Annotated in this window: 17 protein-coding genes; 10 read left to right on the forward strand and 7 right to left on the reverse strand. The window is 28.2% G+C overall.

Going from position 1 to position 15,157, the window contains the following annotated elements; all coding sequences use genetic code 11:
- The first annotated feature begins 89 nt into the window (after positions 1-89).
- Complete coding sequence (locus tag MKD41_RS05480) at positions 90-818, forward strand: SAM-dependent methyltransferase (RefSeq protein ID WP_240244435.1); 729 nt, start codon at positions 90-92, stop codon at positions 816-818.
- Positions 815-1,486 (forward strand): ZIP family metal transporter, encoded by a 672-nt coding sequence (locus tag MKD41_RS05485; RefSeq protein ID WP_240244436.1) that lies wholly within the window; start codon positions 815-817, stop codon positions 1,484-1,486. Before MKD41_RS05480 ends, MKD41_RS05485 begins: the two co-directional genes overlap by 4 nt.
- Here MKD41_RS05485 and MKD41_RS05490 read toward each other — a convergent pair.
- Together MKD41_RS05490 and MKD41_RS05495 are read right to left on the reverse strand one after the other, a co-directional pair.
- Positions 1,478-2,665 (reverse strand): CD0519/CD1768 family membrane protein, encoded by a 1,188-nt coding sequence (locus MKD41_RS05490; RefSeq protein ID WP_240244437.1) that lies wholly within the window; start codon positions 2,663-2,665, stop codon positions 1,478-1,480. The genes MKD41_RS05485 and MKD41_RS05490 overlap by 9 nt on opposite strands.
- 224 nt (positions 2,666-2,889) lie before the next feature.
- Entirely contained in the window at positions 2,890-5,088 is a 2,199-nt protein-coding gene (locus tag MKD41_RS05495; protein ID WP_240244438.1) for a RecQ family ATP-dependent DNA helicase, read from the reverse strand.
- A gap of 163 nt (positions 5,089-5,251) precedes the next feature.
- Between MKD41_RS05495 and MKD41_RS05500 the strand changes: the two genes are divergently transcribed.
- The 5 genes from MKD41_RS05500 (at position 5,252) to MKD41_RS05520 (ending at position 8,670) form a co-directional block, all read left to right on the forward strand.
- On the forward strand, positions 5,252-6,217 hold the full coding sequence (locus MKD41_RS05500) for a KpsF/GutQ family sugar-phosphate isomerase (RefSeq protein ID WP_240244439.1): 966 nt from the start codon (positions 5,252-5,254) through the stop codon (positions 6,215-6,217).
- Between the two features lies 1 nt (position 6,218).
- A complete protein-coding gene (tatC, locus tag MKD41_RS05505; RefSeq protein ID WP_240244440.1) occupies positions 6,219-7,037 on the forward strand; it encodes a twin-arginine translocase subunit TatC in 819 nt (272 codons plus the stop codon).
- Positions 7,030-7,386 (forward strand): carboxymuconolactone decarboxylase family protein, encoded by a 357-nt coding sequence (locus MKD41_RS05510; protein ID WP_240244441.1) that lies wholly within the window; start codon positions 7,030-7,032, stop codon positions 7,384-7,386. Before tatC ends, MKD41_RS05510 begins: the two co-directional genes overlap by 8 nt.
- Before the next feature lie 45 nt (positions 7,387-7,431).
- The gene (gene lptB, locus MKD41_RS05515) at positions 7,432-8,166 is read left to right on the forward strand and encodes an LPS export ABC transporter ATP-binding protein (RefSeq protein WP_240244442.1); all 735 of its coding nucleotides are present in this window, start codon (positions 7,432-7,434) and stop codon (positions 8,164-8,166) included.
- 123 nt (positions 8,167-8,289) lie between these two features.
- Positions 8,290-8,670: a hypothetical protein gene (locus MKD41_RS05520; protein WP_240244443.1), complete on the forward strand. Its 381-nt coding sequence runs from the start codon at positions 8,290-8,292 to the stop codon at positions 8,668-8,670.
- Between the two features lie 19 nt (positions 8,671-8,689).
- Here MKD41_RS05520 and MKD41_RS05525 read toward each other — a convergent pair whose 3' ends face one another.
- Positions 8,690-9,430, reverse strand: a complete 741-nt coding sequence (locus MKD41_RS05525; RefSeq protein WP_240244444.1) for a CDP-alcohol phosphatidyltransferase family protein — start codon at positions 9,428-9,430, stop codon at positions 8,690-8,692.
- A gap of 77 nt (positions 9,431-9,507) precedes the next feature.
- On the opposite strand from MKD41_RS05525, the gene MKD41_RS05530 reads away from it, so the two are divergent.
- From MKD41_RS05530 to MKD41_RS05540, 3 genes are read left to right on the forward strand one after another with little or no spacing between them, the layout of a single operon-like run.
- Positions 9,508-10,479, forward strand: coding sequence for a YheT family hydrolase (locus MKD41_RS05530; RefSeq protein WP_240244445.1), 972 nt, complete (start codon positions 9,508-9,510; stop codon positions 10,477-10,479).
- A gap of 51 nt (positions 10,480-10,530) precedes the next feature.
- Positions 10,531-11,595, forward strand: a complete 1,065-nt coding sequence (locus MKD41_RS05535) for a PorV/PorQ family protein (RefSeq protein WP_240244446.1) — start codon at positions 10,531-10,533, stop codon at positions 11,593-11,595.
- A 2-nt stretch (positions 11,596-11,597) separates the two neighbouring features.
- Complete coding sequence (locus MKD41_RS05540; protein ID WP_240244447.1) at positions 11,598-12,788, forward strand: lipoprotein N-acyltransferase Lnb domain-containing protein; 1,191 nt, start codon at positions 11,598-11,600, stop codon at positions 12,786-12,788.
- Positions 12,789-12,816: 28 nt separating this feature from the next.
- Here MKD41_RS05540 and MKD41_RS05545 read toward each other — a convergent pair whose 3' ends face one another.
- The 4 genes from MKD41_RS05545 to MKD41_RS05560 are packed head-to-tail and all read right to left on the reverse strand — an operon-like array spanning position 12,817 to position 15,153.
- Entirely contained in the window at positions 12,817-13,227 is a 411-nt protein-coding gene (locus tag MKD41_RS05545) for a DoxX family protein (RefSeq protein ID WP_240244448.1), read from the reverse strand.
- A 13-nt stretch (positions 13,228-13,240) separates the two neighbouring features.
- Complete coding sequence (locus MKD41_RS05550) at positions 13,241-13,978, reverse strand: SDR family oxidoreductase (protein WP_240244449.1); 738 nt, start codon at positions 13,976-13,978, stop codon at positions 13,241-13,243.
- Entirely contained in the window at positions 13,971-14,354 is a 384-nt protein-coding gene (locus tag MKD41_RS05555; RefSeq protein WP_240244450.1) for a hypothetical protein, read from the reverse strand. Before MKD41_RS05555 ends, MKD41_RS05550 begins: the two co-directional genes overlap by 8 nt.
- Before the next feature lies 1 nt (position 14,355).
- On the reverse strand, positions 14,356-15,153 hold the full coding sequence (locus tag MKD41_RS05560) for a haloacid dehalogenase type II (RefSeq protein WP_240244451.1): 798 nt from the start codon (positions 15,151-15,153) through the stop codon (positions 14,356-14,358).
- Positions 15,154-15,157 lie beyond the last annotated feature (4 nt).

Genomic DNA, 15,157 nt, shown 5'->3' on the forward strand with positions numbered 1-15,157 from the left:
TACTGATAATCAACAAACATATAAATTAAAGGCTCTACTACTAAACAAAACAATTTCAAAATGATTATTTTTGTGCCAATTTTAGAATTATGAATAAGAAAACAGAATGGTTTGCTTCTTGGTTTGATACCAGCTATTACCATATATTATACAAACACAGAGACGATACTGAAGCTCAAGAATTTATAAGAAATATAGTAGCTTTATTAACTATAAAAAAAGAAAATAAACTCTTAGATTTAGCTTGTGGAAAAGGAAGACACTCTATTTTTTTAAACAAATTAGGCTATGATGTTGTTGGAGCAGATTTATCTAAAAACAGCATAAACATTGCTAAAAAGTTTGAAAATGAAAGGTTGCGTTTTCTTAAACACGATATGCGAAACCCTCTTAAAAATAAATTTGATGTCATTTTAAATTTATTTACAAGTTTTGGTTTCTTTGAAGATGATAATGAAGATATTAAAATTTTAAAAAACATTAAAAACGGGTTACATACAAACGGAATTGCTATTATAGATTTTATGAATTCTAAAAAGGTAATAAACAATTTAGTACCTGAAGAAGTTCAAAAAATTGATGGAATTACCTTTAAATTAACTAGATACATTGAAAATGGTTTTGTTATTAAAAAAATAAATTTTGATGCAGATGGAGAAAATCATACCTATTTTGAAAAAGTAAAATGTTTAGATCTAACAAAAATTAATTTATACTTAAACACTGTTGATTTTAAAATAAAACATACTTTTGGAAATTATCAATTAGATCCTTTTAACGAAAACACTTCAGACCGTTTAATTTTAGTATTAGAATGACATATATAGTTCTTATTTTATCAGTTTTAATTGGAATGGTTATTGTTTATGGCTTAAAACCAAATGCAAAAACCGTACAATTATTATTAGCTTTTAGTGGTGCTTATTTATTATCAATCACCATACTACATTTATTCCCAGAAGTTTACATTTCAGATAAGCCAAAAATTGGATTATTTATACTTGCCGGACTGTTATTACAATTAATCTTAGATTTTTTCTCAAAAGGAGCTGAACACGGACATATTCATGTTAAAGATAGTATTGATTTTCCTTGGGCATTATTTGTTAGTTTAGGAATTCATTCATTTATGGAAGGTATTCCTTTAGCACACGACCACCACCACGAACATTTATTATGGGCAATTGTAATACATAAAATTCCGATTGCAGTTATTTTAGGGACCTTTTTTGTAAAATCTAATATTTCAAAATTTAAAGCTATACTATTTTTATTAGTATTTTCTTTAATGTCTCCTTTGGGTACTTTTGCTGGAGGAAATATTCCTTTTTTACTAACTTATAAAACTGAAATTACTGCAATAATAATTGGTGTATTATTACATATCTCAACTATAATTTTGTTTGAAACATCTAAAGACCATAAGTTTAATCTCTATAAATTTATTGCAATTTTAATTGGTATGGTTGTAGCTTATTTAGCTTAGGGTTATTAAATAATAAATTATAATATAACTATAATGCGCAACTACACCTGCACAAATACCTCCAATAGTATGAGAAATTAATGCTTTAGAAGTTAATTCTCTAAACTTTAAGGTATCTAACATTGCAGTGTGTGTACTTAAATAACCGCTCCAACACATTCCCATAGCTGTAAATACAGCAATAGTATCTCCTGTAACAATACCATCATCTATAAATGCTTTAACTAAAGAAAGTGAGGCTCCAACAGCACCTAATGATGTAATTGGAAATGCAATTAATTCTGGATTTTTAAAACCAAATAAACCTTCAAAAAGCCACCAAATTTTACCAGCTAATTCTGGAAGTAATGGCACACCTTCATATGCTAAGCCCTGATACCCTATAGTTGGGTCGTTTACTCCAAATGTTAACATCATTACCATTGTAGATATTATTAACACTCCAGGTATAATTGCTAAGCCTAAACTTACACCAGATTTTCCACCATCTAAAATTGAATTTAAAAACCTTATAAATACACTTCCTTCACTTTTAAAACTTAAATTTTCTTTGACTTTAAAATTAACAGAATCACTAACTTCTTTAACTTTATCTTTAATTAAATACTGCATTAATCGTGTAGAAATAACGGCTCCTGTTAAAGCCCCAAAAAGACCAATCATTGCTGCTAAAAATAAGTTTTCTGTATTCCCTGGAATTTTTAAAGTAGACATAAAGGTAATAACAATTAACCCCATTCCAAATGCAGTTCCAAAATTAGTTAATGAGATAAGTTCAAACTTTTTAAAATATTTGTTAAAATTTTTATCGTTAGATAAACTAACAATCGCTGGATTATCTGATAAAAAAGTTAAAACACCTGCTAAAGATGCTACTCCTGGTAAATTAAATAATGGTCGCATTAATGGTGCTAAAATTATTTCTAACAACCGTACTACTCCAAATTCTATTAATAATTTACCTAACGCACCAGATAATACGGTTATACCCATAATATAAAATACGGTATTCATTAATAAATCCCAGGCGGTATTCATAATTGTATTTAGCATATTTGAAACTCCCATAGTTGATCCCATGTATCCGAATATTCCAAAAAACACTATTAAAAATAAAATTGCTTCGTAACGTCTTTGTAGTAAAAAATCGGATTTCTTTATAGATTTTAGAGCGTTCATTAATTAAATTTTATGAGGTGTTATTTTAACCATAATTTGCTCATAAATTTAAAATTATTATAAAAATAAACGTATAAAAAAAACCCTTAAAAATAAGGGTTTTAATGTTTTACACATTTCTAATTGAACTTTAATTTTATATATAAATATTATGGTTTTTTTAAAAAAACACTATATATAATTTATTAAAAATAATAATTACTTATCAAATAAAAATACTTTTTCTAATTTGCAACTTGGCTAATAAACTTGATACGCATTAATCTTAATTCTTCTTCATCATAATCTCCATCAAATTCGTCTAAAGCATTTTGAATACTATCGTTTTCAGCTTCCATAAAATATTCAAAAATTTCTTCTTGTTGTTCTTCATCTAACAGCTCATCTATACTATAATCTATATTAATTTTTGTACCGCTGTACACAATGCGTTGCATTTCTTCAATAAGCTCATTAAATTCTAATCCTTTAGATTTTGCAATGTCTTCTAAAGGTAATTTTCTATCAGTATTTTGAATAATATATAATTTTAATCCAGAATTAATACCTGTACTTTTTACAACAAAATCATCAGGTCTAACAATATCATTCTCTTCAACATATTTTGCTATTAATTGCACAAAAGGTTTACCAAATTTTCTAGCTTTTCCATCTCCTACTCCATAAATATTTTTTAATTCATCTATAGTTATTGGATATTTTAAAGCCATATCATCTAAAGAAGTTTCTTGAAAAACGGCATAAGGTGGAACTCCATTTCTTTTTGCTACAGATTTTTGTAAATCTTTTAATAATTTTACCAATACCTCATCTGCAGCAGAACCATTGCTTTTTGCATTAGAAATTATAGATTTATCTTCGGTTTCATCATATTTATGATCTTCAGTCATTAAAAAACTTGTAGGTTTAAGTATGTAATTTAAACCTGCCTCTGTAATTTTAACAACTCCATATTGTTCAATTTCTTTTCTTATAAACCCTGCGACTAAAGCTTGTCTAATAAGAGCCATCCAATATTGCCCTTCATGATTAGATCCAGATCCAAAAAATGATTGTTCATCTGTTTTATGAGATTTTAATAGTGCATTTACCTTTCCAACAAGTGTATTTACAAGTTCTTTAGCTTTGTATTTTTGGTTGGTTGCTTTTACAACTTCCAATAATAATTTTAAATCTTCTTTAGCTTCTGTTTTTTTCTTTGGATTTACAACATTATCATCCATTTTAGCACCTAAACCGTTTACTTCATCAAATTCTTCTCCAAAATAATGTAATAAATATTTTCTACGAGACATAGATGTTTCTGCATAACCAACAACTTCTTGAAGCAATGCATTTCCAATTTCTTGTTCTGCTATTGGTTTTCCTGATAAGAATTTTTCTAATTTCTCTATGTCTTTATACGCATAATAAGCTAAACAATACCCTTCTCCTCCATCACGTCCAGCTCTACCAGTTTCTTGATAATAGCTTTCTAGACTTTTAGGTATATCGTGGTGAATAACAAAACGCACATCTGGTTTGTCTATTCCCATTCCAAAGGCAATAGTAGCAACAACAACATCTACATCTTCCATTAAAAACATGTCTTGATGTTTAGATCTAGTTTTAGCATCTAAACCAGCGTGATATGGAACTGCTTTTATTCCGTTAACTTGTAGAACTTGTGCTATTTCTTCAACTTTTTTTCTACTTAAACAGTAAATAATACCAGATTTGTTCATATGCAAACGAATAAATCTAATAATATCTGAATTTACATTTGCTGTTTTTGGTCTAACATCATAAAATAAATTGGGTCTATTAAATGAAGCTTTAAACGTTTTAGCATCAGACATTCCTAGTGTTTTAAGAATATCTTCCTGCACTTTCTCTGTAGCAGTTGCTGTTAACCCTATAATAGGTACCTTGTTTATTTTTTCTATAATATTTCTTAAATTTCTATATTCTGGTCTAAAATCGTGCCCCCATTCAGAAATACAATGCGCTTCATCTATTGCTACAAATGAAATTTTTTGATTTTTTAAAAAATCTATATATTCTTCTTTAATCAAGGATTCTGGAGCAACATAAAGCAATTTAGTAATTCCATTTTCTATATCACTTTTAACCTGCGCTACTTCAGCTTTATTTAAAGATGAGTTTAGTACATGTGCAATTCCACTATTTGCAGAAATACCTCTAATTGCATCTACTTGATTTTTCATTAATGCAATTAACGGTGAAACCACAATTGCAGTTCCATCTTTTATTAAGGCTGGTAATTGATAACAAAGAGATTTACCCCCTCCAGTAGGCATAATTACAAAAGTGTCATTACCTTCAATTAAACTTTTTATAACTTGTTCTTGTAATCCTTTGAACTCATTAAAACCAAAATAGTTTTTTAGTTCTTTGTGTAAATCAACACTTATTTTGCTCATTTTTTATAGTTAATTATCATTAAAAAAATAAGATTGTATTTATTATGTTAAAAATACAACTCAAATTTTTATTTTTTTGATACTTTATTCAATTTCTAATTAAATAAATATATTTTTGTTTAAAACTAAAGATAGAACTTTTTTAATCGTAAAACTTAATCTTTTGAAAAATAAAAATACAATTATTGAGATTGCCAAGCAAACAATTATTGAAGAAAGCAACGCAATTGCGAATTTAATAAATTTTGTTGACGAAAATTTCACAAAAACTGTTAATTATATCCTAACATCAAATGGAAGGGTAATAGTTACAGGTATTGGTAAAAGTGCCAACATAGCAACTAAAATTGTTGCAACCCTAAATTCTACAGGTACGCCTGCTATTTTTATGCACGCTGCAGACGCCATTCATGGTGATTTAGGTAATATTCAAGAAAATGATACTGTAATATGTATCTCAAAAAGCGGAAATACACCTGAAATTAAAGTTTTAGTGCCATTAATTAAAAATTATGGCAATACAATTGTTGCAATTACGGGTAACTCAAAATCTTTTTTAGGTACTCATGCCGATTTTGTACTAAGCTCTTTTGTAGAAAAAGAAGCTTGCCCTAATAATTTAGCTCCAACTTCTAGCACAACAGCACAATTAGTAATTGGAGATGCTCTAGCTGTTTGTTTATTAGAAAAAAATCATTTTTCTATTCAAGACTTTGCCAGATACCATCCTGGTGGTGCGCTTGGTAAAAAACTATATTTAAGAGTTAACGACTTAATTATAAATAACGAACTTCCAATTGTAACACCAACAACACCTATTAAAGATGTTATTATAGAAATATCTAAAAAACGTTTAGGAACTACTGCTGTTATTGAAAATAATAAAATTGTTGGAATTATAACAGATGGAGATTTAAGACGTATGCTAACAAACAATCCAGATATTAGCAAGCTTGTAGCTAAAGATATTATGAGTAAAAACCCTAAAACAATTGCAGCAGATGCAATGGCTATTCAAGCTTTAAAAACAATGGAAAGTAATAATATTACTCAAATTTTAGTAGAAGATGGCAAAGAATACGTAGGAGTTGTACATTTGCATGATTTATTAAAAGAAGGAATTTTTTAAAATGGCGGAAGCAGAAAAAGAAATGTCGTTTTTAGACCACGTTGAAGAACTAAGGTGGCATCTTGTAAGATCTAGTTTAGCAATAATCTTCTTCGGAATTATAGCATTTATCTTTAAAGGTTTTATTTTTAATACTATTTTATTTGCACCAAAAGATGCAAATTTTTTAACATATAGAGTTTTTTGTAGCATTTCTCAATTTTTTGGTACTGACGGACTTTGTATTGAAGAAATACCTTTTACCTTTCAAAGTTTAGCAATGGCCGAACAGTTTAGTGTCCATATTTGGACTTCCATAACTGTTGGTTTTATTGTTGCATTTCCATTTATAATATGGGAAGTTTGGAAATTTATAAGTCCTGGATTGTACGAAAAAGAACGAAAAAGTGCCAAAAGTTTCATTATCATCTCTTCATTTTTATTTTTTATTGGAGTTTTATTTGGATACTACGTAGTTACACCTCTTTCAGTAAACTTTCTAGGAAACTATTCTGTTAGTGATGCTGTTGAAAGAAATATAAAAATTGGTTCTTATATATCTTTAGTACGTTCATCTTTATTGGCTTCTGGCTTAATTTTTGAATTGCCTATAGTTATGTATTTTTTAACTAAAATGGGCTTAATTACTCCAGATTTTTTAAAAAAATACAGAAAACATGCTTTGGTTTTAGTACTAATACTAGCCGCTGTAATAACACCACCAGATATTATCAGTCAAATAATTGTAGCAATTCCAATACTACTGTTATATGAAGTTAGTATCTATATTTCTAAAGTTGTAATTAAACGTGAACTTAAAAAAAGTAAACAAAATGCCTAATCAAGTTGAAGAATTTAACGCATATCGTTTAAAAATGAACGATAAAATTTTAGCTGATAACAATAAAGTTATAAAACGTATTTTTAATTTAGATACAAACGCATTTAAAGAAGGTCATTTAGATGTAAAAACTAAAGAATTATTAGGCTTAGTAGCATCAACCGTTTTAAGATGCGATGATTGTGTAAAATACCATTTAGAAACTTGTTTTAAAGAAGGAATTTCTAAAGAAGAAGTGATGGAAACTCTATCTATAGCAACATTAATAGGTGGTACAATTGTAATTCCTCACCTAAGAAAAGCCTATGAATTTTGGGAAGAATTGGAATTAATAAAAAATGAAGAATAGAAATTTAATCTCCTTCACAATGGGAAGGATTAAAGATGGAAAACAATGAAATTAAGAGCTGAAAATATTAAGAAAAAATACGGTAGCAGATATGTAGTTAAAGGAATTTCTGTTGAAGTTGAACAAGGTGAAATTGTTGGTTTATTGGGACCAAACGGTGCTGGAAAAACCACCTCTTTTTATATGATTGTTGGAATGATAAGACCCAACGAAGGTGATATTTTTCTAGACGATGAAAAAATTACCGACTTCCCAATGTACAAAAGAGCTCAAAAAGGTGTTGGATATTTAGCGCAAGAAGCTTCTGTTTTTAGAAAATTATCTGTTGAAGATAATATAATGTCTGTTTTACAATTTACAGGACTTTCAAAAAAAGAACAAAAAGTAAAATTAGAATCGCTTATTGAAGAATTTAGTTTAGACCATGTACGTAAAAACCGTGGAGATTTACTTTCTGGTGGAGAACGTAGAAGAACAGAAATTGCTCGTGCTTTGGCTTCAGATCCTAAATTTATTTTATTAGATGAACCTTTTGCAGGTGTTGACCCTATTGCTGTTGAAGACATACAAAGTATTGTAGCTCATTTAAAAGATAGAAATATTGGTATTTTAATTACAGACCACAACGTACAAGAAACTTTAGCAATTACAGACAAAACCTATTTAATGTTTGAAGGTGGTATTTTAAAAGAGGGAACTCCTGAAGAATTAGCTGCCGATGAAACAGTAAGACGTGTATATTTAGGTAAAGATTTTGAATTAAAGAAAAAAAAGTTTTAGATTTTTTTTAGTTTGTTTAATCATAACTTAACTCTTAAAGTAATATAAATCACATTATGTTTAAATGAAAATCCTTAAATTCGGATAACTTAAAACAATTGTGTAATTTTTAGTTCATTATTTATGCCTTTTAAAACAGTTTGGGAAGAAAATGGAGTTTATCAAGCTTTTGAAGGTATTCCAACTCAACTTGAAAGGAAAAAAGCTGATAATGAAGTTTTGCAATCTCCACAATTTGATACTATAAAGTATTGGATAGTTGACTCCACTGATATAACAGAGTACAATATAAATAAAAGTCAAACTATAGATGCTGCTGCCTTTAATATTGGAGCTTCAAAAACCAACAAAAATATTTACAAACTGTTTATTACAAAAAACCCGAAAATTATAAAAAACATTACTATTTATAGTAACTTATTTGAAGAAACTAAAAGCCCATGGGTTGTAAAAACTTTTAATAATTTAAAAGATGCTAGGGATTTTATTTACAATAACATATAATTTTTTCACAAAAAAATCCTTACCTTTTAATATTGTTAGAAATTATTGATAGAACAATATACATTATAATAATAAGTGGTACTGCTACAAATTGCATAACAGCGAGTAATATAAATGTAGTTATTAAAAATACATACTTTATCTGATTGTTTTTCCAACTATAATCTTTAAACTTTAAAGAAAATAACGGAATTTCAACATTCATTAAAATACTTAAAACTAGTGTTAATCCTATTAAAAACCACTTATTCTCAATTATAGTTGTTACAACTTCCAAAGTACTATAATTTAAAATTAAAGGTAAAGATAATACCACTAAAGCTGCTGCTGGTGTTGGTAAACCAATAAAAGAACTCGTTTGTCGTTCATCAATATTAAATTTTGCTAATCTATAAGCTGCAGCTAACGTAATTAACAAACCAAAAAATGGTAATAGCTCTATTTTTTGTGTTTCCCAAGAAGCTATTTCTGTGTTTAAAATTCCAATTGTTTCTTTTGTTTGTAATAATTTGTAAACAACAATTCCTGGTGCTACTCCACTTGTAACAACATCTGCTAAAGAATCTAATTGCTTTCCTAATTCGCCTTGTACTTTAAGAATACGTGCAGCTAATCCATCAAAAAAATCAAAAAATATACCTAAAAACACAAAATAAGCTGCCATTTCTAGCTCGTTGTTTACAGCAAAAATTACTGCAACTGTTCCTGAAAATAAATTTAATAGCGTAATTAAATTTGGAATGTGTTTTTTAAACGTCATCTTTTATATTTTTTGTAAATTTAGCAAATTGTTTTCAGTAAATAAATGTATCGTTATTTTTTAATATTTTATACTAAATGCCAATAATAGAATCTAGCTACAAACCTTCTTTTCTTTTTAAAAATGTACATTTAAACACCGTTCATAAAACTTTATTTTATTCTAGAAAAAACAGCTATAGAAGAGAGCAAATTAGAACAGATGATAACGACTTTTTAGATTTAGATTTTTCTATAATTAATTCTGAAACTATTGTAGTTGCACTTCACGGACTAGAAGGAAGTTCTAAATCTAAGTACATAATATCCGTTGTTAATCATTTAAACAAGAACAATATAGATTGTATAGCTATCAATTTTAGAGGTTGTAGTGGAGAAGACAATAACAATATGTATTCTTATAACAGTGGTCAAACAGAAGATGTTACAACAATAATTAATTACATTTTAAACAATTACAACTATAAAAACATAGTACTTTTAGGTTATAGTATGGGTGGAAATATTACTTTAAAATATTTAGGTGAAACTTGTAAAATTCCATCTCAAATTAAAGGTGGAATTGCTATTTCTACACCCTGTGATTTAGAAGGTTCTTCTATTGCTCTATCGAGTTGGTACAATACCATTTATATTAAACGATTTATGAGAAGCCTAAAAAAGAAGACTTTATTAAAACTAGAAAAATTTCCAGATTGCAAACTCGATAAAAAAGCAATTGCAAAAGCCAAAACATTTACCGATTTTGACAATGCTGTAACCGCACCACTTTTTGGTTATAAAAATGCTCAAGATTACTGGAGGCAATGCAGTTCTAAACAATTTCTGAAAGATATAAAGCTTCCAACATTAATTATTAATGCTTTAGACGACACATTTCTATCTGAAAGCTGTTATCCTTTTAATGAAGCCAAAACTAATAATAACTTATTTTTAGAAACGCCTAAATACGGAGGTCATGTTGGTTTTAATACTTCGTATTTTGGTAATGACTTATTATGGAGCGAAAACAGAATTTTAAACTATATAAATCATATTATTTCTAAATAATTAACATTTACTTATAAAGTTTTTTTACTTTCGTTTTAAATATATAGCAACTTGAAAAAATACTTAGTACTCTTTTTGTTTTCTGCACAATTAATTACAGCACAATCTGTTCGTAAATATTCTAATGAATTTTTAAACATTGGCATAGATGCAGCTGCTTTTGGAATGAGCAAAGCTGTAGTAGCAACTAGTAATGATGTTAATTCTAACTATTGGAACCCTGCTGGATTAGTTGGTATTAAAAATTATGAAGGCTCTATTATGCACGCAGAATATTTTGAAGGAATTGCAAAATACGATTATGCTGCTTTTGCAATGCCAATAGATGCTAGAAGCGCTGTTGGTGTTTCAATAATAAGATTTGGTGTAGATGATATTTTAAACACTACAGAGCTTATAGATAGTGAAGGAAATATAGATTACAATAGAATTAGCTTGTTTTCTGCGGCAGATTATGCTTTAAATTTATCATATGCAAGAAATTTAAATATTAAAGGATTAAATATTGGAATAAACACTAAAATTATTAGAAGAATTATTGGTGATTTTGCTACTTCTTGGGGTTTTGGTTTAGACGCTGGAGTACAATACGAAAAAAATGATTGGATGTACGGATTAATGTTAAGAGACATTACAACAACCTATAATTCTTGGAGTATCGATAAAAAAGAGTTCGAAAAAATACAAAATGCAATTCCAGATCAAAATCAAGAATTACCAGAAACTACTGAAATTACACTTCCAAAAGCACAAATTGGAGTTGCTCGTAAATTTAATATTTCAAATGACTTCAATTTACTTTCAGAAATAGATTTAAACTTTCGTTTTACTAAAACAAATGCTATTATTTCTTCTGATGCAGTAAGTATAGATCCTGCGTTAGGTTTTCAGTTAGATTATACAGATTTGGTTTATTTAAGAGCTGGAATTGGTAATTTTCAAAAAGAATTACAATTTGATGCAAGTACCGAAACCTCAGTACAACCCAATTTTGGTGTCGGATTTAAATACAGAGGAATTCAAATAGATTATGCATTAACCAATATTGGAAGTGTTGGTGCTGCACTATATTCTAATGTTTTTTCTATAAAAGTTGATTTTGAAAATTTTAGATAATTATGAAACTAAAACACTTATTTTTTTTAATTGCATCCTTATTTTCTATTTATTTTTATGGTCAAATTAATCTTTCAGAAAAAGCAACTGTAAGTGTTGTTACTTGTGGTCCTGGCGCTGAACTTTATTCTTCTTTTGGACATAGTGCTTTTAGAATTTTTGATCCTGTAAATAAAATTGATAACATTTATAATTACGGAACATTTGATTTTGATGCTCCTAATTTTTATCTAAATTTTGCCAAAGGAAAACTTACATATCAACTATCGAAAGCTAGGTATGGATATTTTTTACAAATTTATAATTATGAAAAAAGATGGGTTAAAACACAAGAATTAAACTTAAACAATGCTCAAATACAAGCAACGTATAATTTTTTAGAAAACAATGCTAAACCAGAAAATAAAAACTATCAATACGATTTCTTTTACAACAATTGCTCTACAAAAATAGAAGAAGTAATAAAAGGAATTTTAAAAGATAGCGTAACGTTTGACAACAACCACATTACCACACAAAAAACACATAGAGATTTAATTGCAGATTATACAAAAAATCAGAAATGGGGTAAATTCGGAATTGATTTAGCCTTGGGTTCTGTAATAGATAAGAAAGCTACAAAAGACGATTATAAATTTTTACCAGACTATATTTTTAGCGCTTTTGAAAATGCCACAATTAACACCATAAATGGAAAACAACCATTAGTTAAAGAAACAAAAACTGTTTTAAACCCAAAATCTAAGCAAGTTTTAAAACCCTTATCTTTTTTAACTACACCTTTATTTGTATTAAGTTGTATCAGTTTATTAATTTTATTTTTAAGCTATAAAAATTTTAAAAATAACACAAGATCTAAATGGTTAGATTTTTTACTTTTCTTTGTAACTGGTATTGTTGGAATTGCAGTTCTATTACTTTGGTTTGCTACCGACCATACGGCAACATATAAAAATCTTAATTTTTTATGGGCATTTGCTCCAAACTTAATAGTTGCATTTTATGCTATAAAATTAAAACTAACTAAATGGACACTTTATTATACATTACTATTAATAAGCTTAATTGCACTTGCTTTTATACTTTGGATTTATAAAATACAAGTATTTAATATTGCAATGCTTCCTTTATTAGTTGCTTTATTAGTACACTATTTATTTTTACTAAACTTTATTCATAAAAAAATAAAGTAGTCCTCTTATTATTTAGAAAATAAAGCAATTATTTATTTTTAATAAAATTATAAGATTGTAACCCTAATGCAATATAAGCTGAAATAAGCGCGATATGAATCATAGATTGCATCCAATCTCCTCTTGTAATATACACTGTAAAAAGGGCTACAATTAATATAAAAGCTGCATATAAACTAGCATAAAATGTTTTAAAATTTAATAGTATTAGTAGACCTGCTATCAATTCTGAAACAGCCAACCATATTGCTAAAGCATAAGTCCCAGATTCTCCTAAAAACCCAAAACCAATTCTTTGTAAAGAGTTAGCCATTTTTTCTAAGCCAACACCTCCAAAATATTCAACAACAAGTTTTTCTATTCCTCCCCACACAAAAAGAAAGCCCAAACCTAATCTTAATATTTTATTCCCTAATTTATCTAATTCACTTTTATTCATTCTATTTATTGTATTAAACTAATGCTCCATTTGCTCCAATTACTTGTCCAGAAATCCATTTAGAATCATCATTTGCTAAAAACAATACTACTTTTGCAATATCTATAGGTTTTGCCAATCTATTAAAAGCATTCATAGCACTTAACTTAGCAATTTGCTCTTCAGACTTGCCATTCATAAAAAGTTCGGTTTCAGTTGCTCCAGGTGCAATAGCATTAACAGAAATACCTCTTCCAATCTCTTTAGCATAAACTCTTGTCATTTGTTCAACTGCAGCTTTTGTGGCTGAATAAATAGCATACGTAGGTAACATTAATTTTGTGGTACTTGAAGAAAAATTAATAATAATTCCATTATCAGCCAATTTACTATCTGCTTCTTGCAGTGTATTAAAAACACCTTTTACATTAACATTAAATTGTTTAGAAAAATCTTGTTGAGTACAATCTTTCAATTTTTTTGAAATCATAGTACCTGCATTATTAACCAAAACATCAATTCTACCAAAAGATGCTATTGATTTATCAAACAATTGTTTAACCTGATCTCTATCGCTAACGTCAGCTTTTATAGCAATAGCTTCTCCTCCATTTTTTTGAATTTCATTAACTGTTTCATCAGCTTCTTTCTGACTATTAGAATGATTGACAATAATTTTTGCCCCATTTTTTGCTAAAAGAATAGCAACTTCTCTTCCAATTCCTTTAGAAGAACCCGTAACTAAAATTACTTTATTTTGTATATTACTCATTAGTTTGAAATGATTTTAATTTATAAATTGAAAATATAGATAGTACAATAGCGATTACAACTAATAGTAATACTGGTTGTGGTCTAACAAAAAATTCTATTAACAAGGCTGATAACATTGTTGCTAATAAAAAAAGGTATGCAATTTTACCTATTATTATTTTATTTTTAATCATATAAGCTACAATTAAAAGAGCCATTGCTAATTCAGAAAAACCTGTAAATAGCCTAAAGAAATCGGCATTGATCCCCAAAACGCTTTCAAATTGAACAAAACCAGCAACACTTTGCGGTAAACCTAAAATTTTGGGAAATGAAAAATATAAAAGCACTAGTATTGATACTACATCTATAATTTTATTGATTATATTTTTCATCTTATTTTAGTGTTATTAATTTATCAGTTACTAATTTTAAATTAGATTCGTTTATTTCTGGATTTGGAGCTAGAGGATATAATTGAGCTCCTGGTCTACTTATAAAAGCACCTCTCCATCCTGCCCAAATTGCACCAGCAATATCCCAACCATGGGCTGCAACTAGTAAACATTCACTTGGTTTAATTCTCATTTTTCTAGCTGCCCAATCATAAGCATCTGTGTGCGGTTTAAATTTACCTAAATCTTCAATACTCAATCTTTCATCAAAATAGTCAATTAATCCTGCATTTTTAAACTGCGTTTCAACACCTTTATTTGAAGAATTAGTAAAGGATACTAATTTATAACCAGCTTCTTTTAAACGCGACAATGAAGCTTTAACTTCTGGGTGCGCTGGCAAAGATCTTATTGGTGTTAATATTGCTTCTTTAGCCTGACTTTCAGTTAATTTAATATTGTTATTTGCTGCTACCATTTGCAATGCAGCTGAACCAATAATTCCAAAATCGTTGTATTGTCTTCCAACTGTTGATACTAATGAGTATTGTAACATTGTTGTAAACCATAGCGGTAATAAATCACTTCTATTACCAAGTACTTCCCCTACACTTTCTTTCATAGCTGTTAGGTCTAATAAGGTTTCATTTACATCAAAAAACAACACTTTAGGTCTTTTACCACTAATTTCTGTTATTGTTTCTGTTTTATTTGCTGCTATTCCAAATTGTGGTGTTGCTGCTATTCCTAATCCTAATAATGTAGATTTTTTAATAAAATCTCTTCTTTCATTTTTCATTCTG

The organism is Lutibacter sp. A64 (genome assembly GCF_022429565.1).
Classification (GTDB): Bacteria; Bacteroidota; Bacteroidia; order Flavobacteriales; family Flavobacteriaceae; genus Lutibacter.

Coding starts and splice junctions, on each gene's coding strand:
- MKD41_RS05480 (WP_240244435.1), top strand. CDS start 90: ATGAATAAGAAAACAGAATGGTTTGCTTCTTGGTTTGATACCAGCTAT.
- MKD41_RS05485 (WP_240244436.1), top strand. CDS start 815: ATGACATATATAGTTCTTATTTTATCAGTTTTAATTGGAATGGTTATT.
- MKD41_RS05490 (WP_240244437.1), bottom strand. CDS start 2,665: ATGAACGCTCTAAAATCTATAAAGAAATCCGATTTTTTACTACAAAGA.
- MKD41_RS05495 (WP_240244438.1), bottom strand. CDS start 5,088: ATGAGCAAAATAAGTGTTGATTTACACAAAGAACTAAAAAACTATTTT.
- tatC (WP_240244440.1), top strand. CDS start 6,219: ATGGCGGAAGCAGAAAAAGAAATGTCGTTTTTAGACCACGTTGAAGAA.
- MKD41_RS05510 (WP_240244441.1), top strand. CDS start 7,030: ATGCCTAATCAAGTTGAAGAATTTAACGCATATCGTTTAAAAATGAAC.
- lptB (WP_240244442.1), top strand. CDS start 7,432: ATGAAATTAAGAGCTGAAAATATTAAGAAAAAATACGGTAGCAGATAT.
- MKD41_RS05520 (WP_240244443.1), top strand. CDS start 8,290: ATGCCTTTTAAAACAGTTTGGGAAGAAAATGGAGTTTATCAAGCTTTT.
- MKD41_RS05525 (WP_240244444.1), bottom strand. CDS start 9,430: ATGACGTTTAAAAAACACATTCCAAATTTAATTACGCTATTAAATTTA.
- MKD41_RS05530 (WP_240244445.1), top strand. CDS start 9,508: ATGCCAATAATAGAATCTAGCTACAAACCTTCTTTTCTTTTTAAAAAT.
- MKD41_RS05540 (WP_240244447.1), top strand. CDS start 11,598: ATGAAACTAAAACACTTATTTTTTTTAATTGCATCCTTATTTTCTATT.
- MKD41_RS05545 (WP_240244448.1), bottom strand. CDS start 13,227: ATGAATAAAAGTGAATTAGATAAATTAGGGAATAAAATATTAAGATTA.
- MKD41_RS05550 (WP_240244449.1), bottom strand. CDS start 13,978: ATGAGTAATATACAAAATAAAGTAATTTTAGTTACGGGTTCTTCTAAA.
- MKD41_RS05555 (WP_240244450.1), bottom strand. CDS start 14,354: ATGAAAAATATAATCAATAAAATTATAGATGTAGTATCAATACTAGTG.
- MKD41_RS05560 (WP_240244451.1), bottom strand. CDS start 15,153: ATGAAAAATGAAAGAAGAGATTTTATTAAAAAATCTACATTATTAGGA.